We start from the raw sequence: 22,016 nt of genomic DNA, 5'->3' as shown, positions 1-22,016 counted from the left end.
CGCAGACTAGCCCGGCAGGCGTACAGGCATCAGCAGGTAAGTGAAGTCGGTCTCCGGCGTTGGGTAGAAGCCGTCCTCACCGAGCTCCGGGATAGCTTCCGGCTCTGGAATGAGAATCGCGGGACGCGACGGCTGCGTAAAGCCCAGCAGAACGCGGTGGGAGCGAACAGCGCTGAGCCCCTCGAGCAGGTACTGCGGGTTGAAGGCGATCAGAAGTGGTTCCCCATAGAAGTTGCAGGCCACAGTCTCTTCTGCGTGACCAACTTCGTCGCCATGAGCAGAAAGGACAACCTGGCCGTCGGAGAAGTCCATGCGAATCTGCGCACCGTGATCCGCCATCAGAGACACACGACGGATGGCATCCTGCAGCTGGTCAACACGAGCAACAGCCATGGAGGAATGCTGCTTCGGCAGCAGCGGGCGGAACTTCGGGAACTCGGCGTCCAGCAGTCGCGTGGTAGTGCGACGAGGATCGGCGAGGATAGCCAGCAGACCTTCAGAGCCGACCTCACGATCATCGGATCCGTCGCCGAATGCCAAGGTCACTGGCTCGCTGGAAGTGGTATCGAGAGTGCGGGCAGTCTCCGCGAATGTCTTTGCCGGGATGAGCAGCTTGGTCTCCCCCTCAGGGATCTGCTCCCACTCGAAACTGCGAACCGCCAGGCGGAAACGGTCGGTGGCAGCGAGAGTGACCTCGTTACCTTCGGTTTCCATCCGGATGCCGGTCAGCATCGGCAGCGACTCATCCTTGCCGGCAGCGATAGCGACCTGACCAATAGCCTCAGCCAGCAGAGCAGCATCGACAGTACCGGTAGCAGCCGGAGCTTCTGGTAGCTGAGGGTAATCCTCCAAGGTCAGGCTTGGTAGCTCGAAGCGGGAAGAACCACAGCGAACGATGACCTTCGTGCCATCAAAGTGCATCTCTACCTGCTTATTCGGCAACTTAGAGACAATGTCAGAAACCAACTTGCCATTGACGGCGAAGCGACCGGGCTCATCGACCTCTGCACTAATACGAATCTGAGTCGAGACCTCGTAGTCATAGCCAGCGAGCTGCAGACCATTGTCATCCGCGAGAAAAATCATGCCACGCAGAATCGGCTGAGTCGGGCGTGCAGGCAGGTTACGAGCAACCCAGCTCACCGCACCCGCGAGATCGTCCTTAGCCGCGCGAATACGGACTTCGGTCTGCTCCATCGTTCCTCCACCGGTATTGGATGTCTGTTATTAGCCGTCTTTTGTGTTGTCAGCACGCTATGTCAGCGCACATGACTGGAGTTACAAAGATTCCATCGTACAACTCTACTGCAGACTGCCAAAGACCTCACTGGGATTCTTGTAGTCCGTCTAGTGCTTGATCGTAGTTCTTACTCGTTCTTGGCATTTATGAAGTTGTGCGCGAGAGGTTGCTTGCCAGAGGTTGTGCGCAGGCCCCCTTTTATCTAGAAGTTTCTAGAGATTTTTAAAGTCGGGAGTAGTAATAGGGGGTGTGCACATTGTGAAATTACATGATTCCCGCTGGTCTTCACTGATTTCGCGCTGTGGATAACCAGTGCGTCTAACTGTGGATAACTTGGGGTGTCTGTGGATAGTGTTCGGGCTTCATCTTTCATCCACAAAATTTAGGAGTTGTCCACAGCTCTGTGCACGGAAAAACCGCAGTTAATAACAAGAATTCCGCACGCCGAACCCAAGGATTTTAAGCCGTGCCGCGAGCTCGGTCACGAATGCGTGTAGTCAGGTCGTTGACCTGGTCCTTTGAGGGCTTTTTCTCCTGAATTTCCTTAACAATCTTGCGTTCAGCGTGCAAAACCGTCGAATGGTCACGATTTCCGAACTCTCGGCCAATCGACGGCAACGAAAGCTCGGTGAAGGACCTCGTCAGGTACATAGCAATCTGGCGTGCATGAGCGACCGGGCGAGTCTTACCCGGGCCCACCAAATCCGCAACCGTTAAGTCGAAGTACTCAGCCGTGGTGGAGATGATGATCTCCGGGGTAATCTGCACCTCGATTTCGTCGGCACCGAGGATCTCCTGCGCAAACTTCAAGGTCACAGGCTCATGAATCATGGATGCGTGAGCACTAATCTGCAGGAGACGCCCCTCGAGCTCACGAATAGAAGACGAGGTGTTCTCCGCGATGTACTGGAGTACATCATGCGGAACGACCAAATCAGACAGCTGTGCCTTCTTCGACAGAATTGCGATTCGCGTCTCCAAGTCCGGGTATTGCAGATCCGGATTGAGCCCCCACTGGAAGCGGGTACGAAGGCGATCCTCCAGGGTCTTAAGCTCGCGTGGTGGGCGGTCCGACGACAGCACAATTTGGTGATTGGACTGGTGCAGGGCATTGAACGTATGGAAGAACTCTTCCTGTGTACCTTCCTTGCCCTCCAAGAACTGGATGTCATCGATGATGAGCATGTCCAAATCGCGGTAGCGACGCTTGAAGGATTCCTGGGCGTCGTCACGCACGGAATTAATGAAGTCGTTGGTGAACTCTTCCGAGGAAACGTAACGAACCCGCAGGTTAGGGTACAAATGCTTGGCGTAGTGACCAATGCCGTGGAGCAGGTGCGTCTTGCCAAGACCCGAACCGCCGGAGATAAACAGCGGGTTGTAGGTGCGCCCCGGAGACTCTGCAACAGCGACGGCGGCTGCGGCGGCGAATTTGTTCTGCGGACCAATAACGAAGGTCTCGAAGGTGTAGTTCGGGTTGAGGGTGGGCTCCTCGAAAGGCATGCTCATCTCGGTTGGAGTGCCGTGGCTCTCGGAACGGAAAGGACTTGTGACCTGGCGCTGATCAGCAATAGTCATCGGATTCTCGGCAGATGAGTGCGAAAGCCCCTGGGCCATCGAATCTACGGCGTCCATCGATCGGCGTTGTGACTGGGCACTCTGCTGATTATGGACATTCGGCTGGTGCGTCTGCGACACCTGTGGCGTCTGCGTCGATCCCTGGTGCTGCTCGTGGAGATTGAAGTCGTTCGTATCTGCACTGGGGAACGGGTAGTTGCGGCCAGATTGCTGCTGGTGCTGCTGGTTTGGCTGTTGACGCTGAGCCTGCTGCGGACGCGAAGCTGCAGATGGCATCTGCCCCGAGTGCTGTGCAGATGGTTGAGTGGTCTCTGCTGCCTGGCTATCTTCAGCGTCGTCAGCAGGATCGGCAACGGTGATGACCGTTTCCAACTCCTCGCCGGTCAGCGAGGCTAAGACGGCCTCGATAATGCCCTTGAGCTCTTCTTTTACCAGTGCCTGCACCACTGGCGATTGAGTGCTGAGCAGGAAAAAACCTGGAAAGTCACCAGTGTGCGTCACTGACCGCAGCAGTGCCTTGTGTGGCGGGCGTAGTGGTGCAATGCCCAACTCCGGCGCACCTTCTGGTGAAGTCAGGATAGAAACGACCTGCTCCCAGAGTCCACCTGGCAATTCTGGTTGTTCGCTCACTGTGTGAATGTCCTTTTACATGTTTACGTTCATCAAATTTATCGAGGCGACCTGTTTTTGTGGAGTGTTTTTGGCATGGCGAGAGCGCCATATCTGCCCATTTGGGGGCTATTTATTGTAATTCGCCCTGTGGGGTGTTTCTACACAAGGTGCTATACGCCCCGAGCAGGACTTCCACATGTTTGTCCACACCTGTGGATAAACCTTGTCGCTAATTGACTAACAGTTTATCCACAGTTTGCCCACAATGAAAAATAGCCCCCTAGTCTGCGTTTACCTAGGTAAACACGTTATTTCCCCTGCTCGCTGTGATTCATGGTGTGGAAGTTATCCACAGCTGATGGGATAAACGCCCTGTGGATTGCAGTGCATAGGTCAGTATTTCCACAGGTCAACATCGGTACCGTCGGAAAACTTGGAAAATGATTCTCCAGGTAAATCCGGCGTGTTGATTTGAATTTCTCGCTCGATTCGACGTAACCTATCTGGGTGTTTCATATCCATTGAGATATGAGTCCGAGCTTGTGCTTGGACCCGACAGAACGCATGTAGCTTTCAATCTGTCGGTAAGTAATTTTTCCGTGCATCACGGGAATGCGTCAGACGCATCGCTGCCTCGCACTCGAAGCGAGGAGTTTACTGCGGTGTGTTCAGCGTGGACTCGTGGTCGTTTGAGTTTCAAGGAGTGTCAACCGTGTCGAAGCGGACGTTCCAGCCGAATAACCGCCGTCGTGCACGCGTGCACGGCTTCCGTACCCGTATGCGTACCCGTTCCGGTCGCGCCGTTGTGGCAGCACGCCGCAGCAAGGGCCGTGCCCGCCTGTCCGCTTAAGCAAGAGGACACCGATTTCGGTGCTCCCTCAGAGCAATAAGCTGCGTTCTTCGCGTGACTTCACGGTCACCGTACGACGTGGACGCCGAATCGGACGCAAGACCTTGGTCTTGCATATTCGTGACACCGCCGCTTCTGGCGGTGAAGATAAGACCGATACGCAGATTGCCAGGTTTGGTGGTCCGCGTGTCGGTCTTGTCGTATCTAAAGCTGTGGGCAACGCTGTGACTCGTCACGCTGTATCCCGCAAGCTTCGCCATGTTATGGCCGCGGCCGCGCAGAATCTTCCGTCCACCATGGACATTGTCGTTCGCGCGCTGCCTGCATCTGCCACAGCCACCAGCCAGGAGCTGTCCCACGATGTGCAATCGGCACTCGCCACATACGAACGTCGGCGCTAATTCGCTTGACGACGGCCCCCTCGCCCAGGCCCCCGCTGCACGTGTGGCTGAGAGGGCGATTCTCTTCTACCGCCGTCGTATCTCTAATCTGAAGCCAACGAGCACATGTCGTTTTGAACCGACCTGCTCCGCATATGGTCTTGAGGCCGTGCGCCGCTTTGGAGCTATTCGTGGCCTGTGGCTGACTCTCCTGCGTATCTTCCGTTGCGCACCCTGGCATCCGGGCGGCTGGGATCCAGTTCCTGTCACATTCCCCGGCCTGGGTTCGTGGTTGAAGCGAATGCACAGGTAACCTCTAGTAATGCTTAGCCTTTGACCGGGCTTTGTAGACGAAGGCGCGAGTGCGCTGTCCCCCTAAAGAACGGAGTGATCTTAGACCGTGCTCAATTTCGTGTATTGGCCGATTTCGGCCATCCTGTGGTTCTGGCATAAGGCCTCAGGTTTCCTATTCGATCCCTCCTCGGGTATCTCATGGGTGCTGGCCATTGTTTTGCTTGTGGTCACCATCCGTATCCTCCTGTTTAAGCCGATGCTGAACCAGCAGCGTTCTGCCATCAAGATGCAGCAACTCGCTCCTGAGATGCAGGCGATCAAGGAGAAGTACAAGAACGATCAGCAGGCGCAGGCTCTTGCTATGCGCCAGCTGCAGAAGGAAATGGGTGTCAACCCGCTCGGCGGCTGTCTGCCGATTCTGGTTCAGATGCCTGTGTTCATTGGTCTTTTCCACGTGCTGCGTTCGTTTAACCGAACGGGTACGTCGGGCAATGCGCTCGGCATGTCGGTGGAGCAGAACTGGAATACGCCTAACTACATCTTCGGTGTAGATGAGGTGCGGTCTTTCCTGCTGGCTCGTGTGCTCAATGCTCCACTGTCCAGTTCGGTTGGTATGGGTGAGGATCAATACGCAGCCTTTACCGTGCCTGGTACGCCTGCGGACTTCACCCGCATGGACATCATGATCGTTGCCATTCCGCTGATCGTTATCGCGGCACTGGCAACGCACTTCAACGCTCGCATGTCTGTTGACCGCACGCGTGCCCGCCAGGAAGCCGGTCTGGTGAAGCGCCAGGAAGGCGTTATGGGGCAGCAGATGGACATGATGAACAAGATGATGCTTTGGTTCTTCCCGATCATGATTCTTGTTACCGGTGCTTTCTGGCACATCGGTCTTCTTGTCTACATGGTGACTAACAACGTCTGGACCTACTTCCAGCAGCGCTACATCTTCGGCAAGCTGGATGAGGAAGAGAAGGAAGCTGTCGCAGCTAAGAAGGCTGCCAAGCGCGAGGCACAGGAGAAGCTCGCTCCGAAGGTTGGCCAGAAGCCAATCAATCCGAAGAAGGGTGGCAAGCGTCAGGCAGCGCAGAATGCGCAGCAGGCGCAGTCCGGTCAGGCCTCTGCAGCGAAAAAGGCTTCTAGCCATCTTCCGGATGGTAATTCGGGGAAGGGACAGCAGGGCCCAGCCTCGAAGCCAGCGCCAGGACAGAAACCCGCAAATCGGAAGAACCGGAAGCGGAAAAAGAAATAGCTGAAGTGGAATCGCCCTTCGTCTACATAAGTTAAATAATCGAAACGCCCCGCAGTTGATGCGGGGCGTTTTTGCTTGCCTTGGTGCTCTATCGAGCAAACAACGTCACTGTTATTACAGGCATGTAATTTTCTCCGGGGCCTGGAGTTTGGCATCCAACTTTGATCAATGTTTCACGTGAAACATCGCTGTTGCACTGTCGTACACTAGGGGTGTTGAAAAGCTCGACGAGTGACGGCACAGCTGCCCCATTGGAAAGGTTAGAGGAACTGTTGAGTAACTCCGCGAAAGACGTCGATAAGCAAGAAGCCTCCGCAGGTTTGGTCGATGCAGATCTGCGTTCGGTGATAGATACCGTGTTTGGAGACAATGCCGATCGGGCATACCGCTACCACTCATGGTTGGCCGAGGAGGCGACAGTCCGAGGTTTGATTGGACCACGTGAAACTCCAAAGCTGTGGGATCGGCACATTATCAATTCTGCGGTAGTTGGAGAAGCGATAGGCAAAGGGCTTGTAGTTGCGGATATTGGTTCGGGGGCTGGCTTGCCCGGCATTCCGCTTGCTCTTGCGCGACCGGATTTGAAGGTGGTTCTTGTGGAACCATTGCTGCGCCGTACAACCTTTTTGAACGAAGTTGTGGAAGATCTTGAGCTGGACAATGTAACGGTAGTTCGCGGGCGTGCTGAGGAGAAAGTGGTTCGCGCTGAGATTGGCCAAGTGGATGTCGTCACCTCCCGCGCTGTTGCCCCTCTTGGGAAGTTGGCGGGATGGTCGCTTCCTTTAGTTAAATCCGGAGGCGCGATGGTTGCACTGAAGGGTGGAACTGCCCAAGAGGAAATCGATCGGGATGCAAAGCTTATTGCTAAGGCGAAGGGAATTAATCCCCGCGTCGTAGAGGTCGGCGGTTCCGTGTTGGGAACTTCGACGTACGCCGTGATTATTCAGAAGAAGTAGGCTGTAAGCCCCGCTCCCCCAACTCCACTGCGGATTCGTTTGTGTTCTGGTTTCGGCATTGAGGCGCGTAGTGCCGTCGGGCTAGAGTGGGATAAGTATCGCGGTATGGCAAAGTCCTAGCGACCAAGGTGGATGTTTCACGTGAAACATTCCACAATCGTCGGCGTCTAACGGTTGTTGGGGCTTGATGATTACGCTTTTGCAGATAGTTACTAAGTTTTTATTCGCACTCCAGTGGCCATGATTGGTGATTGCTGTGCTTGTAAGGGGAATAGTTAATGAGCCGGAAGTCCTGGCAAGACACACCCATCGCTGCGGCAGCTCAACGGGCAGCGCAAGTTAAGGCCCCGAACCGTTTATCGCTTCCACGCCCCGAACGCCCGCGCCGTATTACTATCGCCAACCAGAAGGGTGGCGTGGGCAAGACCACTTCGGCAGTCAACATCGCGTCGGCGCTCGCGCGGCATGGTCTCAAGGTGCTAGTCATCGATAATGACCCGCAGGGAAATGCTTCTACGGCCCTGGGGATTGAGCATGTTTCCGGGACCCCGTCGACGTATGAGCTTCTAATTGGCGAACTACAGATTGACGATGTCATCCAGCGTTCCCCTGAATCTGAGAATCTCTTTTGTGTGCCAGCGACGTTGGACTTGGCGGGCTCCGAGATTGAGCTGGTCTCGCTCCTGAACCGTGAGCGCCGACTTCTCGATGCAGTGTCAGATCAGTACCTGATTGACAACGGCTTTGACTTTCTCATTATTGACTGCCCTCCTTCGCTCGGTCTGTTGACTCTGAATTCGATGACTGCCGCCAACGAGGTTTTGATTCCGATTCAGTGTGAGTTTTACGCCTTGGAGGGTGTGACTCAGCTGATGAATAACGTGCAGATGATTCGTCAGCATCTCAATCCGGAGCTACATATTTCTGCTGTGCTGCTCACTATGTTCGATGGCCGCACCAAGCTTTCGGAAGAAGTTGCCAATGAGGTTCGTAACTACTTCGGTGAGGTTGTGCTACGTAATCTCATCCCTCGATCCGTGAAGGTATCGGAGGCGCCGGGATATTCGCAGACCGTAATTTCCTACGATCCAGGGTCTCGGGGCGCAGTTGCTTATCTTGACGCCGCGAAGGAATTGGCAACGCGTGGCGACTATTCCGCAGTTCCGGGTGGAAGTGCGATTGGGCAAAAACCAGCTTCCTCCCCTACCCCGTCCAATTCCACTGAGACAAATTAAAGCCACTAGGAGTAGTTACCGATGTCGAATCAAAAAAAGGAGAACCGCAAGGGAGGGCTCGGTCGCGGTATCGCCGCGCTGATCCCAACTGCTCCGGCGGCTAACCCCTCGGTAGGTGAGAGTGCCGCGGATATTATCTTCGGTCCCCGCCGTACCCAGGGGACGAAGCAGCCTGGAAGTAGCGGAGTTGCCGACGTACTGGGGGCAGCCGCGACGGGATCCGGCACCTCGTTGACTGAAGGCAAAAACGCCGGAAAATCTGCAAAATCCGGCCAGAGCAAACCTCATACCAATGAGGCGCAGAAACGTCACAGTGACGATAAGGTTATTGGTAAGTCTAGTGATGTTTCACGTGAAACATTGCCCTCGACGACGTCGGGAGCAGCGGACCATGGCAGCGCCGAGGCTACCGATGTTGACGCTTCGGCCGCAAACGAGTTTGGCGCGACCTATCGCGAGATCAACTTGAAGCTGATCACGCCGAACCCGAAGCAGCCACGAGAGGTCTTCGATGAGGAGCCCCTAAATGAGCTCGCTCACTCTATTCGTGAGTTCGGTCTATTGCAGCCGATTATCGTACGACCAATCTCTGAGGATAGTCGTGCGGCCGCACTCGAGGCAGCGCGCAAGGAAGATCCGAACGCGCCGCAACCCGAGTTTGAAATCATCATGGGTGAACGTCGCTGGCGTGCTTCTCAGCGAGCTGGAATTGACACGATTCCCGCCATCGTTCGCGATACTCCAAACCAGGACCTGCTTCGCGATGCCCTACTAGAGAACATCCATCGCGTTCAGTTGAACCCACTCGAAGAGGCCGCTGCGTACCAACAGCTGCTCGATGAGTTTGGTGTTACTCAGGCAGAGCTCGCGGATCGTATCGGTCGCTCGCGGCCCGTTATTACCAACATGATTCGACTCTTGCAGTTGCCGGTGGAGGTACAGCGACGAGTAGCGGTCGGTGTTCTGTCGGCTGGCCACGCACGTGCCTTGCTTGGGGTCAAGGCAGGTAAGGAGGAACAGCAGCGCCTCGCCGAGCGAATTGTTGCTGAAGGACTATCCGTCCGTGCGACCGAAGAAGCAGTGACATTACTCAATGCAGGCGAGCGACCAAAGAAGCAGCACCGCGAGCCCACTCCGCAGCCGGAGGTACTCCACAATTGGGCTGATCGCCTGTCCAATTCTTTTGATACGAAGGTGACTGCCCAGATGGGCAAGCGTAAGGGCAAAATTGTCATCGAATTCGGCAACCTCGAGGACTTTGATCGCATCATGTCACTGATGCATCTCGACGAAGAGTAAACCCGGCTACTGTGACTGAAGTATTCATCGAGAAAATCTCGCTGGCCGACATCGATGGAATCTATCCGGAGACGATGTTAAGCCTGTTTTGGGAACAGGGCATGGAGCATATCCGTACTGCAACTGCCCTACCCCACTTCTCGTCTGAGCCGCGCGAACCTAAATTGGACCCTCGCAGGGCAAAAGAGGATGAAGCTCTCAACGGCGATTTAAAGCATTCGGACAGCCAACCCCCTACTCGGCCTACCGGAGCTAGTGAGAGCCCCTTAAATAGCGTCCTAAGCTCTGATTTAGCCGCCCAGGTGCGCTTGGAGAAGGAAGCATGGCTCAATACCGTCTACCTTTCCTGGGGGCCGTGCGGATATTCGCTACGGCGAAAGCCACCGGCATCACTTATCGATGGGAAGCCTGAGACCGTCGGCACGCTCCTCTTTGCGCCCCCGCGCTTCTGCCCGACGACATTTTCCATGCCTTCCGGGCCAATATCGCCGGATGCGATTGCGCTGACGAGTCTCCATTACAACGCTTTAGAGGTCGATGATGACATGCTCCGCGTTCTCATTGTGACCGCTCTGCACAAGCTCGCGCTGCGCGGGATTTCAGCGGTAGAGGCGTTTGGTTGCAGTGGCACAGCGGATTCTATGTCGGGACCCACGCCGTCATCGCCAACGCCTGACGACGGTACGGAGAACCTAATCGCTGATTTCGAAGCGCAACTTGAAGAAAAGCTAAATCCTAAGCCGTGTATTTCAGATTCGTTGGCGGCGATTAACCATAACGCCGGTGATTTGATTCGTACGCGAACCCTTCTTGACTCCGGGTTTCGGGTGGTCACTCCACATCCGATTCATCCGAAACTCCGTATCGAGTTGGATGCGGAATTGGATTGGGACGAAGAAATCGGCCATGCGTTGGATCTAAGTGCGAAAGAACCCTTTATGCGCTCAAAGCTGTTCAGTCTTTAGCGCCGGGTTTGATTGATCAGCCGTGTTTAGGCTTTTTCCTCTTCAATCAGCTGCGCAAAGCTGTAAGCGCCGGTCATTGGCTGCTGCTCTTCATCGCCCAGGTACAGACGCTTTACAGCGACAACGATAGATTCGGCAATTACGTCACGCTGATCTGGGGAAGAAAGAATTGCGACGTCATCCTCGTTGGTCAGGTAACCAACGGCGACTTCCACCGTGGGCATCCTGGTCAGACGGAGGAGATCCCAGGTACGGGCGTGCGAGCGGCAGTCTACCAGGCTCGTACGGGCAACAATCTCTCGCTGGATAAGGCCAGAGAGCTGTTCGCCCAGAATGGAGTTGGAGCCCTTCATCGAGCCAAAGTAAAAAGTCGCAATACCGCTGGCGCGGTTGTTGTGATAGTGGTCGGCCTGCAGGGAGATGAAGACGTCAGCGCCAAATGCGTTGGCCATCTCAGCGCGATCCTCGATGGACGGATTGTCGGTACGAGGACGAGACAGAATAGTCTCTGCACCTGCCGCGACAAGGCGACCCTCGATGCGAGAGGCCAAATCCCAAAGAATCTCTTCTTCAGAAATCTGACCGTAAGGGCCGTCGACCACAATGCCGGGCTCCCCTGCCCCAAGACCTGGATCAATGACAATGCGCTTTCCAGAGAGCTTCGGCCCCATCGTGCGCAGTATTTCCTTCTCGTGGAAGGCGTTTACAGAGCCACCAGTAACCCTCCTGCCCAAGTAGCTGAGCGCCCGGAGAGTAACGGGACCACAGATACCGTCGGGCTCCAGCCCGTAATTGAGCTGGTATTCACGTACAGAGGCATCGGTCTTCGGGCCAAAGTGGCCGTCTACTCGGGCATCGTGGAAGCCGAGTTCCTGCAAGGTAGCTTGGAGAACGCCTACGTCCTCACCGGTCATTTGTGACAGTGGATCGTAGGACAGTACGCGGGTGCCCAGAGTGTACGAGGCTTCTCGCAGTAGGCGCAGGGTGCTGTCGCGGATGATCCCGTCGGCATAGACACCGCGGGACTGTTGGAACGCCAGGAGAGCGTTGCGCATATCCTCATCAAAGAGGTCATCGTCACCAGACCACTGAGGCGAGTTCTCCTCCGCGGCTGAGCCCTCCCAATTGGGCAGAAGCCCAAGACGAGCCAGGGTAGAACGTACCTCGGCTACACGAGGTGACCTATCGCCCACCTTCAGAAACTCTGGCACGAAAACTCCCTTCCGAACTCCACAATTATGTTTAGGCCGTTGTGGGTCCTCACAACACTTAATCAGTATTACTGGCCAGTGAGCTAAACGAAACTTCAGTTAAGAAATCTCGCGCACTCTCAGAGGATATGGTCAGCAATACCTCTCAAGTTGGCGGCAACCTGGTTCCTTCACGGTATTAAGGAAGACGTAAACCGCCATTTCCAGCAAGATTACCAGGTCGCAGGCGCGAATTGATTGTTACGAGGGCGCGTCGGCTAGCCCGACGGCAGAACCCCAGGACTAACTCTAAATCACAACCACAACTTCAGTCACATCATAATGGGGTGTGTCCAACGAAGGTGGCAATAGCGAAGTGGCGGGTGGGCAGTCGTAACCTCGTATCGGATAAGGAGCAACCCCAAGTTCTTTTAAAGGTGCTTTTCGATGAGCGACGTGATTTCGCCCTTCGGGCGGACTCCGCGAATCTCTTCGACCTTCTTGCCGTCCTTGAATAGGAGCAGGCTTGGGATGGACATGATCTGGAACATGCCAGCCAGTGCACGCTCCTCATCAACGTTGACCTTGGCGATGACGGCCTTGCCATCGAGCTCGGTCGCAACCTCGTCCAAAACGGGAGCAATCTTCTTACACGGGCCACACCACTCTGCCCAGAAATCAACAAGCACCGGCTTATCGGATTCGAGGACATCGGACTTAAAGGTGTTGGCGGTGACGGTTACCGGAGCCATGAAATTCTTCTCCTTAGAATGAGCTCGTTTGAGTTCTTAGTGGTTTTGTTTTGTGGTCTTGATTCTAATTTTTCAACCTAGCTTCTTCAGCCTCGCGTACGGATTTGGCGCTCAAGGCGTCAAAAATTAGGGCTTCCGGTGGTGCGAGTGAAGTACTAAATTGTTAATTAATGGTGTTCTTGAGAACGCTGCAAGTGCTCGATGAGTACGGGGCGTACCGGGCTATAACACGTCCTGCTGCGCCCTGATTGAGCTACAGCTAACAACAATTGGGCTTACCGGCTATCGGATATTCCCCATAGTTGGATATCTGCAATCGTAGGGCTTATCCAACAATTGCGATACCCCAACTATTAGGTGTTTATCCAGCTAGTGCGACTGCCCTGCTGTCAGCTACCGAGCAACAGTTTCCAAGTAGTGCTCAGCATCCAGCGCAGCCTTGCAGCCAGAACCAGCGGCGGTAATTGCCTGCTGGTAATGCGAGTCAACAACATCGCCCGCCGCAAAGACGCCCTTGAGAGAGGTCTGGGTGCTCGGAGCGGCTACCTGAATGTAGCCATTCTCATCGCAATCCAGCTGATTGCGAACCATCTGCGAACGTGGCTCGTGGCCAATTGCTACGAACATGGCAGTCACATCCAGGACGGACTTCTCACCAGTGACGGTGTCTTCCAGCTCGAGACCGGTAACCGAACCCTTGTCCTCACCAAGAACCTGGGACACAACCTTGTTCGTCGCAAAGCGAATCTTGTCATTGTTCTGCGCGCGCTCGACCATGATCTTCGACGCACGGAACTCATCGCGGCGATGGACAATCGTCACCGAGCGGGCGAACTTGGTAAGGAAAGTTGCCTCTTCCATTGCGGAGTCACCGCCGCCGATGACGGCGATATCGTGGTCGCGGAAGAAGAAACCATCACAGGTGGCACAAGCGCTGACACCATGACCAAGCAGCGCCTGCTCACCCGGAGCACCCACATAACGCGGAGCGGCACCGGTTGCCAGGATGACAGCGTGAGCCTTGTGCTCTTCTTCGCCAACCCAGACAGACTTGATATCGCCGGTGAGATCCATGCGATCGACAATCTCCATGCGCAGGTCAGCGCCGAAGCGCTCTGCCTGTGCGCGCATCTGATCCATCAGCTCTGGGCCCATGATGCCCTCGGAGAAACCTGGGTAGTTCTCCACATCGGTAGTCGTCATAAGCAGGCCGCCAAACTCGATGCCCTCGAACACCACAGGCTTCAGGTCGGCACGGGCTGCGTAGGTGGCAGCCGTGTAACCGGCGGGACCGGAACCGACGATGATCAGGTCGTGAACGATATCGCTCATGAAGACTCCTATAATTTTTATCTCTCACATCACATGGCGCACAGTGATGCTCAGTAGTAAGCAAATTTTTCAGCTCCGGGAAAGAAATTACCGGAACCAGCCACCTCAACCAACGTGAGGTTAGCCATCTCTATTCCCCCAGCCTCTCCCCTGCTCCGCAGTTGTTAGGCCACCTGCACTTCTTCCAATTGTCGCCGAAGCGTACGACGCGCCCGCGCCCGCCGAGACTTCAACGTCCCGCTCGGCTGCCCAATACTGCGAGAGGTCTCCTGCAGCGAATATCCAAAGATGTCCAAGTACAGCAGGGCATCCCGTTGATCCGTTGGCAGCTGCTCCAATGCGGCGGCCATAGTCACACGTAGCGGAACATCCGGGCAGGGAATCGGCTGTGAACTCATAAACGTCTCAAAATCCTCCTCCTTATCGCAGAGAGGGATCTCCCCGAAACGACCGCGGTTGTGGTCAATACACGCATTCTTCACGATGCACGTCAGCCACGTCGCCACCGTCGAACGCCCGCGAAAATTCGCCGCCCCCGCAATTGCCCGCGCCAGCCCCTCCTGTACCCCATCCAAGGGATCGAAATCATCCCGACGATAGCGCCGCGCCATCGCTACCAACTGCGGATAATAACGCCGTGCCAACACCGCGAACGCGCGACGATCCCCCGCCAGGTGCGCCTTCAATAATTCACGATCGACCTCGTCCGCAGATGCATGCTTTTGCATACCGACGACGCCACAATCCCCCAGTCGCCGACCCATGCGGGCCTTACGGTGACTGTCCCCAATTCGATTTCTTCCCCCAAAGTTCATGGCTCCTATGCAAACACGAAACCCGCGCTCTCCGCTTGGCAAAACTGCTGTGGAGACCGCGGGCTGTGGATGAATTTCAAAACGTCCCAGTAGCTGTGGATAACTTGGGACAACTTGAACTGTTGCCACCTAAGGCAAGCTCAGAGCGTTATTCCGTACCACGCACCTGAATGTCGCCAATAGCAACTGGCAGCAACGAATCCGGAGATTGCTCAGCCAGATTGCGGTCGCCGACAAGTGGGTTGTCCGCATCGGAATTCTGCGACTCAGCATCAGCATTCGTATCAGCATCAGTGTCTGAGTTGCTGTCGGCTACCGCTTCCGCAGCCGTCGGCAAGCCGGAGATCCAGACAACAAGGTTCTTCCACTCGGTGTCGCGGCTATCAATTTCGATAGTTGTCGTACCTGAGGTGGCGGTTGCGCTACCGAGAACCGTTGTGTCATCCAAGTTTGTCGAGCCAGCATCGCGTAGGCCGCGAACTTCAATGTGTGCGCCCGGGGTCGCAGAGACCTTAAGCTCTCGAATGGTTGCCGGTTCATCCAGAGTGACCCGAATACCAACACCAGGTTTAAAGTCCTCTGGACGATTGCCGAACTGGCTGAGGTAAGTAGAAGTTACCCAGAAGCTTTCCTCGTCATTATCGATGGTCAGCTCAGCCATGTCCGGATTGTCTGGACCTGCTGCAGGGTTGTCGGTGTCGGCTTGCCACTCGCTAGCGTCGGCAAGCGAGAGCGTCGTGACCGGAGCCGGACCGCGTCGTACGGACTCGGAGTTAATCGGTGCGTCCGAGGAACGGTTAACCAGACCAAAGATGCCCGCGGCGACAAGTGCACCGACAATGACTACGCCGACAACGACTGCGCCGGTGCTGAATGCGCGGGTGCGATTCTTGGTGTGATGAGCGTTTGATTGGGCTGCACCGCCGGCATCGACGGATTCGCGCGCACCGGTGTCGGGGTCGATTGCGAGAAACTCCGAAGAATCGGGGCCCAGCGCTGCGGCGCGCAAGTCCTCGGCGAGCGTGCGAGCTGGCGACTCCTGCCCATTGAAGTTCTCCGGGCGTGTTTGCTTCGCGTGGTCGATGGCAGCAGAAATATCGGAGGGGATGTTTGTCACGCTGTAGAACAGCTCGTCGATGACTGAAAGCAACGCGCTGTAGTCCGAACGTTGCGAGCTATTGGGCAAAACGACGGGGAAAGCGTCGTAGATGTGGCCGTCGCTGCTGATGCGCAATTGTCCAGGCTTGTTTGTCAGGCCAAGGCAGCGTCCAGATTCGTGGGCGTCGGCGATCGTCTCGGCAAGTGATGCAACTGCGAGTGCCAGGGCATCCGGATGGGCGGCCTGATCGAACCGCTCAATACCGATACTGCTGGTCCAGTCGGCGACGATGAGCACCTCGGTGCGCGTCTTCGCCACGCTATGAATCCGCGACATCCCGGCGCCGGCCAGGTCACGCAGCTCATTGGTGGTCGTGGCAATCTTCTGGGCGGCAGCCGATGGCGAAGTGTCGTAGTACGGCAGTGCAATCGTGTCGACGAAGACAAGTGCGACATCTGCGTTATCGGGATCTCCCATATCCATGGCGCGCCACAGGCGCAGACCTGGGTAGGTCGCGACTTCAGAACGCAGACGGAAACGTCCACCTGAGACCATCTCGCCGGGTACATAGCGGGTTGGGCGAGAACCCTGCGTCGGCATCGGCGGCAGCAGCGGCGAAGCGGTGAAGCCCTCGTTTGCCAGACCCGTGGCCTCGCCAATCAGGTTCGACGGGGCAATCGAGAAAGCATCAGCGGCGAAGCCACGTTCGCGCTCCATATCCTCACGGTCGGCGACGGCATTGTCGGCTGCATGGGGCTGCGGAGCAAAGCGGCGTAGACCCGGAATGCGACCGAGGAAGCCACCCAGAACGCGGACCTCTTCCAATGGCGCCTGAGCGAGCACCAGACCGGTACCGATGAGGAAGACCAGGCCGGTGACGATGGTCTGTAGCAGCACGCCGAAGGAACCGAAGAAATCGAACAGCACAAGGTCGGTCAATGCGAATGCACCCCAAGCAACGGCGACACCGACAAGCGACGCCCCCAGTGCCCACAGCACGGTGTGGACGGTCGCCTTACTGTCCAAGTGTCCGAGAGTGCGGCGCAAGAGCAAGAAGCCAATTACTGCGCCGGCGACGAAACCGAAACCGTTGGCGGCACCGAGCAACACGACGACGGTCTCATCGTCAGAAGCCAGACGAGGAGCGAAGAACGACAGAATCACCTTGACGGTGGTAATGCCGAGGATGATGAAAGTCGGGGTCCAGGCCTCTTCACGGGCGTAGAAAACACGCAAGTGCAAAAGCACGATGGCATATGGAATAAGCGAGAACGCCGAGAAGGACAGCGTCCAGCCGAGAATCTCCGCGGTTTCGCGGGGGAACTCCAGATACGCGAAAAGCCCGACGGCGATGGGGCGGCCGAATGCGGTGAAGAAGGCGACGATCGGCACCAGCGCAATCATGGTCAGACGCGTACCGATGGATAGATCGCGGACCACTGCCCCATCATTGCCGTCGGCTGCATTGCGGGACAGTCGCGGCATGATGGCGGTCAGCAAGGTAACGCCGATGATGCCGTAGGGCACCTGCAACAGCAGCCAAGCCTGCTGGTAAATCGTCGGCGCTGCCTTGGAGGCAGTCGAGGCAATATTGGTGGTGATGAAGTAACCAGCCTGCGAAATTGCCACGTAGGTGATAATCGCAACACCCATGCCGGTGAACTGTTTGATGCGGTCGTCGATACCCCACAGCGGACGCAAATCAATGCCCGCGCGCTTGAGGTAGGGAATCATGATGGCTGCCTGAATGACGACACCCAGGGTGGTACCAAGACCCAAAAGCAGGATGTGCGGATCGGAGAGTGAACCGTCCGAATCCGGACTCAATTGGCCGGGCAGGAACAGATATAGCAAGAGCGTGGCAATGGCCACGACGTTGTTGGCGACAGGTGCCCACGCACCGGGTTTAAAGATTCCCTTGGTGTTTAGCACCGCCATGAGCAGCGCAAATATGCCGTAGAAGATAATCTGCGGCAATAGTAAGAACGCAAATGACGTTGCCAGCGGAACGTTGACCTTACCGGCCTCGTTAAGGCTCAATCTGGTCAACAGTGGCGCACCTATCACCGCCAGCACCGTCACCACTGCCAACAGCGTCATAGAGACAGTCAAGAGACGTCTAATGAAGGCGGCACCGTGATCTGGATCCTCCTTCTCCGCGCGCACCAACACTGGCACCACCAGAGAAGTCAGCACTGCGCCGAGGACGATTTCCGTAATCAGGTTCGGCAGTGTGTTGGCGACGTTGAAGGCTGAAGCCACAGCCGGACCCAGCGTCGCGCCGATGAGCAGGTTTCGCAAAAAACCCGTAATGCGCGAAATCAGGGTAGCGATTGCCATCGAGCCCGTGGAGGCGACGATGTCCGAGTTCGACTGTCCCTGATTTGCGTCCGCCGTCGAGCCTGCGGAGGAATCGCTGGAAGCGGTTGCTGTCGCAGTTGCCGCCTTTGCTGGCGATGGTGATGCCGATTCCGTCATCGCGTCAGTGGCGGTATCGGCATTTGCCTTATGGCCGGATACGCGAGTTAGGTCCGGGGCCGCTTCGGCCGGCTGAGATTCAGCCGTTGGCCGCGCCGCCGGAACCGGAGCCGGTGGCGCGGGGCGACGAATGCGGCCTCGAAGTCCAGATTTATGCGCGTCTGAGTCAGTCACATGTCCTATTGTTGCTTAAAAGGGGGTCTATTTCCGAAAGTACTGTGACCGTTTTGCGGCAAAAAACCCACCAACAGTGACGATGACGAGGGTCACGATAGCCAAAACCCCAACCGAAGCGCCCGATTGCACGGAAATACTCACTGATCGGGAAATGGGCGTGCCGCCAGGTGATTCGAGCCACAGCAACAGATTGTGGGAGTTGTCTCCACTATCCCGTGGCCGGTCTCCCTCTGGAGCATTGGTTGCCGGAGTAGATTCTGCATCATCACCCGACTTCGGAGTGAACTGAACAGTCACCGATCCCTTGGCAGGGATGGCGGCCTCATACTTCTCCTCCATCACCGAATCTCCAGAGCCGACGCGCACGAACGCGGGAACCGGCAGTGGCAGACCATTGCGAGCCAGCACCGCAATTGGCGACAGCTGCGTTGCGCGGGTGTAGACACCGCCGGGAGCTACCAATGTCACTGAATTGCGCAGACGTCGAGTCATAACCAGTGCCTGGTCGCTGAGTTCTTCGCTCCGCCGCTGCACGTCAGTTGACTGCAGCTGATTTCGCCGGCCGAGAGTGGTAAACGAGCGCAGTAAGTCGTGCCGCAGGGGGCGGGTGAATTCATACCGCGTCAGCGCGACGTTGGGATCGTTGGACATGATTGTGGTCAGGTCCGTGATTTCGCGGGAGGCTATCCGAGCCTTCTCCACGAGCGCTTCACCCACCGGCGCGGGATCGGCGAACTCGGCAACTGGGGTAACCGAGCCCGCATCCAGGTCACGAGCTGCGGCGGTGATGGAGTCCATCAGCGGAGTCAGCTCAGCCAGGTTATCGTCCACGGCTTTCCGAACCGCGGCCATGAAATCTTCAGCGTCGCTAGCGCGTGGATCCCAACCGGACGGTGGTGCTGCCACCACAGCCGCGCGAGGGGCATCCGAATCAGTCAGTGATTGGAACAGAGTGCCAATCGCTGTCTGCATCCGTGCAGCCTCGGAGTCGATTCGGAAATCGTAGCGTCCGAGCAGATTCGAATACGCCACAGTCTGGGGAGACCGTCCTGTTACAGCCAGAGAGGCTGTCAGTGCCCCAGAGAGGGCGAAGGCGCGGCTACCGTCGGCAAGCACGCCACTGTGGCCAGGCCGTAGTGTCTGACCATCGGCGGTGATAGTGGTGTTGTCCGCGACTAATACGGTGGTGTCGTGCGCGGCTTCGCGTGGAGTGGGCGAGGGAGGCAGCGTCTCGCCGGTATCTACGCGGTCTTCGAATGCGCGCTCCGGGGTGGTTCCGTTCAGAGCTGTCGCCGCCGAGTACAGCGGGGCGCTTTCCGACGTTACGTATCCCTCGGCGGGCAAATAGATACCCGGCAGTGTCTGAACGTCCAAATGCTTGGCGATGGTCTGCCGACCAGCGGCGAGTGCCTCCATGGAAAGCTCTTGATCCGCCACGCGAGCTACGGCGCTGGCATCGGTGCCGCCCCACGGCAGTGACAGTGTGCATGTGTCCTGTGTGAGATCGTGCAGCCGATTAAGCCAGTCGGCGGCATTGTCGCTGGCGGGCATATGCGTGAGATTGGTGTCATCCGCGTTTCCCCAGGAATCCCGCAGTCGTGGAGAGGACTCCACAGGACTTGGGCGGCTGGTGCCAATCCAGTAGTCACGGGTCATCCGGGAGATTGCATCGAGGGTCTCCGGGTCGATGGCGATGCATGTCGATTCCCGCAATCTCTCCCCATCGGGGCCGGCAAAGCCTTTTTCCAACGAGGTGAGCAAACCGTCGAGGCGGCCACCGCGTTCGAGAGACTCGGCCAAAGAATTGTCGGTGAGGATGAGATTCGGCGACGAGGGTGCGTCACCGGTCTCACCGCCGACCACTGGCACTGGCTGGCTGATGGGCCAAATCAGCGAAAACGGCACTGGGTCACGGCGGGTGGGCGCATCGGAATTGTCGGTCTCATCGTTGTCGTTCTCATCACCGGCAGGCGGTTCCGGCTCATCACCTGCGGCTTGCGAATCCGTCACCGGTAGCAGTGCGCGTGTTTCCGCCAGCAGGCGGTCGATGTCATCTTCCGGTTGCCCGTTAGCATTGATGAGCAGCGGAAACGTGCCGGCTTCCGTGATGTCGAGTCCTTCTGGGGCCGGTGCGGAGATAGGAACACTTAGCGTAACCTCACGCGTCTCGCCCGCTTTCAGCTCGATGGGGGCACTGAAGGTACCAGCCACATCAAACACCGATTCAGGCTCAGCGAGAATCGTCCGCGCATCTGCAGAGGAAGCTAGTGCGCCGGCCCGCTGTGGGCGCAGCGCAACATTGCTGATATCCGCGTTGGAGGTGTTGTGCACCTGCACCTTGATGGTCAGTGTCGAATGTAGAGCCGCGACATGCGGAGCGAAGCTGGTTATCGAAAGCCGAAGGGGTCCCTGTTCACCGACTCGATTGGTACCACTGCCCCACAACTGCTCATCTTGCGCAAAAGCTGGGGGCGCAACGGCCGTCGGCAAGCACAGTATGAGCGCTGCGGTGGCGGCCGTGACTTTACGAACAACATTCCTTGGCAACTGCAACCTGAACATGCGCAATCACCTCGGCGTCTGCCGGCCTGCTCGCTTTTCCGCGCGGGAGAGATCGGGCAGCAGATTGTGCGCGCGCCGGGCCAGTTTGCGTTCGTCAGCGTAGGCCAACCGCTCCACCAGGGTGTCTACCGGGACCCACATGACCTGAGTGACCTCGGGATCTTCGTCGTTCAAATCGCCATCGACGTAGCGCAGAAGGTGATGGTGCACGGTCTTGTGAATCCGCGTGCCATCGGAGACAAACCAGTAGTCAATCACACCGAGCTCGTCGATGACCTCGCCGCGAATGCCCGTTTCTTCCCACACCTCACGTTCGGCGGTGGAATCGAAAGCTTCGCCGGGCTCGACATGGCCCTTGGGCATCGACCACAGCAGGCGCCCGCGACGATCGTGCCGACCAATCAGCGCGACATAAATCCGTGACAGGTTGACTTTGCCGCCATCGCCGACCGCCTCAGCAAGCCCCGAGACGACCAGTCCGCCCGCCGAAGTCTCAATCGAGGTCTGCATCGGCGCTGCATTTTGCGCGCGCGACGAGTGCGCACGGCGATTGTTCGTGCGCTTCGTCTGTGCGTGACGACGGCGATTGTTCCTATCCTGACCGTTCTTACGGCCACCGCGGTTGTTCGACTGCTTCGAGGGTCGTGCCGACTTCGGTGATTTGGAAGATTTCTTGGCGCCACCGGAGTTTGGCTTGGCCGATTTGGGGCCATTGGCACCGGAGCCACTACGTTTTGCGGAATTTCCGCTGGTAGTAGCGCTATTGGTGTTGGTGGACGCGGAAGCGCCACCCCTTCTGCGCGGTCGCCGACGACGTCGACGGCTCTTCGCCGCCGAGTTGTCATTGCGTACCACGTTGTTCATTCCACTTAGACTACCGGGTTTATAGGTATAAGCGGGTATTGTGTCGGTCGTGACACAATCGACTCCTTCAACGACAAATGGTG

The 22,016-nt window shown here is 56.9% G+C and carries 17 protein-coding genes; 8 read left to right on the top strand and 9 right to left on the bottom strand.

All coding sequences use genetic code 11. The features are described 5' to 3' along the window. Window positions 1-6: 6 nt before the first annotated feature. Window positions 7-1,197: a DNA polymerase III subunit beta gene (dnaN, locus tag HMPREF3130_RS00335; RefSeq protein ID WP_048731377.1), complete on the bottom strand. Its 1,191-nt coding sequence runs from the start codon at window positions 1,195-1,197 to the stop codon at window positions 7-9. A gap of 502 nt (window positions 1,198-1,699) precedes the next feature. Beyond that, window positions 1,700-3,448 carry a chromosomal replication initiator protein DnaA gene (gene dnaA / locus HMPREF3130_RS00330; RefSeq protein WP_048731378.1) on the bottom strand — a complete coding sequence of 583 codons (1,749 nt, stop codon included), beginning with the start codon at window positions 3,446-3,448 and terminating at the stop codon, window positions 1,700-1,702. Window positions 3,449-4,142: 694 nt separating this feature from the next. On the opposite strand from dnaA, the gene rpmH reads away from it, so the two are divergent. The 8 genes from rpmH to HMPREF3130_RS00295 all read left to right on the top strand — a co-directional run bounded on the left by rpmH (window position 4,143) and on the right by HMPREF3130_RS00295 (window position 10,664). Beyond that, the gene (gene rpmH / locus HMPREF3130_RS00325) at window positions 4,143-4,280 is read left to right on the top strand and encodes a 50S ribosomal protein L34 (RefSeq protein ID WP_005511646.1); all 138 of its coding nucleotides are present in this window, start codon (window positions 4,143-4,145) and stop codon (window positions 4,278-4,280) included. 20 nt (window positions 4,281-4,300) lie between these two features. Beyond that, window positions 4,301-4,681, top strand: a complete 381-nt coding sequence (rnpA, locus tag HMPREF3130_RS00320) for a ribonuclease P protein component (RefSeq protein WP_048731381.1) — start codon at window positions 4,301-4,303, stop codon at window positions 4,679-4,681. Beyond that, window positions 4,641-4,973, top strand: coding sequence for a membrane protein insertion efficiency factor YidD (gene yidD, locus HMPREF3130_RS10990; RefSeq protein ID WP_083229182.1), 333 nt, complete (start codon window positions 4,641-4,643; stop codon window positions 4,971-4,973). Before rnpA ends, yidD begins: the two co-directional genes overlap by 41 nt. A gap of 87 nt (window positions 4,974-5,060) precedes the next feature. Then, complete coding sequence (yidC, locus tag HMPREF3130_RS00315) at window positions 5,061-6,209, top strand: membrane protein insertase YidC (RefSeq protein ID WP_070429070.1); 1,149 nt, start codon at window positions 5,061-5,063, stop codon at window positions 6,207-6,209. A gap of 320 nt (window positions 6,210-6,529) precedes the next feature. Further along, on the top strand, window positions 6,530-7,165 hold the full coding sequence (rsmG, locus tag HMPREF3130_RS00310; protein ID WP_049193120.1) for a 16S rRNA (guanine(527)-N(7))-methyltransferase RsmG: 636 nt from the start codon (window positions 6,530-6,532) through the stop codon (window positions 7,163-7,165). 278 nt (window positions 7,166-7,443) lie between these two features. Continuing rightward, window positions 7,444-8,400: a ParA family protein gene (locus tag HMPREF3130_RS00305; protein ID WP_016421734.1), complete on the top strand. Its 957-nt coding sequence runs from the start codon at window positions 7,444-7,446 to the stop codon at window positions 8,398-8,400. Between the two features lie 21 nt (window positions 8,401-8,421). Next, a complete protein-coding gene (locus HMPREF3130_RS00300; RefSeq protein WP_070429069.1) occupies window positions 8,422-9,699 on the top strand; it encodes a ParB/RepB/Spo0J family partition protein in 1,278 nt (425 codons plus the stop codon). Window positions 9,700-9,710: 11 nt separating this feature from the next. Continuing rightward, the gene (locus tag HMPREF3130_RS00295; RefSeq protein ID WP_070429068.1) at window positions 9,711-10,664 is read left to right on the top strand and encodes a hypothetical protein; all 954 of its coding nucleotides are present in this window, start codon (window positions 9,711-9,713) and stop codon (window positions 10,662-10,664) included. Between the two features lie 26 nt (window positions 10,665-10,690). Here HMPREF3130_RS00295 and HMPREF3130_RS00290 read toward each other — a convergent pair whose 3' ends face one another. The 7 genes from HMPREF3130_RS00290 to HMPREF3130_RS00260 form a co-directional block, all read right to left on the bottom strand. Further along, the gene (locus HMPREF3130_RS00290; protein WP_048733139.1) at window positions 10,691-11,875 is read right to left on the bottom strand and encodes an N-acetylmuramoyl-L-alanine amidase; all 1,185 of its coding nucleotides are present in this window, start codon (window positions 11,873-11,875) and stop codon (window positions 10,691-10,693) included. Between the two features lie 410 nt (window positions 11,876-12,285). Next, window positions 12,286-12,606: a thioredoxin gene (gene trxA / locus HMPREF3130_RS00285; protein WP_016421730.1), complete on the bottom strand. Its 321-nt coding sequence runs from the start codon at window positions 12,604-12,606 to the stop codon at window positions 12,286-12,288. 393 nt (window positions 12,607-12,999) lie between these two features. Next, on the bottom strand, window positions 13,000-13,938 hold the full coding sequence (gene trxB, locus HMPREF3130_RS00280; protein WP_005511625.1) for a thioredoxin-disulfide reductase: 939 nt from the start codon (window positions 13,936-13,938) through the stop codon (window positions 13,000-13,002). A 164-nt stretch (window positions 13,939-14,102) separates the two neighbouring features. Next, entirely contained in the window at window positions 14,103-14,666 is a 564-nt protein-coding gene (locus tag HMPREF3130_RS00275; protein ID WP_224783764.1) for a sigma-70 family RNA polymerase sigma factor, read from the bottom strand. A 235-nt stretch (window positions 14,667-14,901) separates the two neighbouring features. Next, complete coding sequence (locus tag HMPREF3130_RS00270; RefSeq protein WP_070429067.1) at window positions 14,902-18,504, bottom strand: murein biosynthesis integral membrane protein MurJ; 3,603 nt, start codon at window positions 18,502-18,504, stop codon at window positions 14,902-14,904. Between the two features lie 27 nt (window positions 18,505-18,531). Further along, on the bottom strand, window positions 18,532-21,069 hold the full coding sequence (locus HMPREF3130_RS00265) for a hypothetical protein (protein ID WP_070429066.1): 2,538 nt from the start codon (window positions 21,067-21,069) through the stop codon (window positions 18,532-18,534). A 6-nt stretch (window positions 21,070-21,075) separates the two neighbouring features. Beyond that, complete coding sequence (locus tag HMPREF3130_RS00260) at window positions 21,076-21,933, bottom strand: NUDIX hydrolase (RefSeq protein WP_180950691.1); 858 nt, start codon at window positions 21,931-21,933, stop codon at window positions 21,076-21,078. Window positions 21,934-22,016 lie beyond the last annotated feature (83 nt).

Source organism: Corynebacterium sp. HMSC14B06 (assembly GCF_001807075.1).
Lineage (GTDB): Bacteria > Actinomycetota > Actinomycetes > Mycobacteriales > Mycobacteriaceae > Corynebacterium > Corynebacterium jeikeium_D.
The sequence above is the reverse complement of the archived record's forward strand: the minus strand, read 5'-3'. Positions and strand labels throughout refer to the sequence as shown.

Bases quoted from the DNA above. Each gene is read 5' to 3' on its own strand.
- dnaN (WP_048731377.1), bottom strand. From the start codon at position 1,197: ATGGAGCAGACCGAAGTCCGTATTCGCGCGGCTAAGGACGATCTCGCG.
- yidD (WP_083229182.1), top strand. From the start codon at position 4,641: ATGTGCAATCGGCACTCGCCACATACGAACGTCGGCGCTAATTCGCTT.
- HMPREF3130_RS00305 (WP_016421734.1), top strand. From the start codon at position 7,444: ATGAGCCGGAAGTCCTGGCAAGACACACCCATCGCTGCGGCAGCTCAA.
- HMPREF3130_RS00300 (WP_070429069.1), top strand. From the start codon at position 8,422: ATGTCGAATCAAAAAAAGGAGAACCGCAAGGGAGGGCTCGGTCGCGGT.
- trxA (WP_016421730.1), bottom strand. From the start codon at position 12,606: ATGGCTCCGGTAACCGTCACCGCCAACACCTTTAAGTCCGATGTCCTC.
- trxB (WP_005511625.1), bottom strand. From the start codon at position 13,938: ATGAGCGATATCGTTCACGACCTGATCATCGTCGGTTCCGGTCCCGCC.
- HMPREF3130_RS00275 (WP_224783764.1), bottom strand. From the start codon at position 14,666: ATGCAAAAGCATGCATCTGCGGACGAGGTCGATCGTGAATTATTGAAG.
- HMPREF3130_RS00265 (WP_070429066.1), bottom strand. From the start codon at position 21,069: ATGTTCAGGTTGCAGTTGCCAAGGAATGTTGTTCGTAAAGTCACGGCC.
- HMPREF3130_RS00260 (WP_180950691.1), bottom strand. From the start codon at position 21,933: ATGAACAACGTGGTACGCAATGACAACTCGGCGGCGAAGAGCCGTCGA.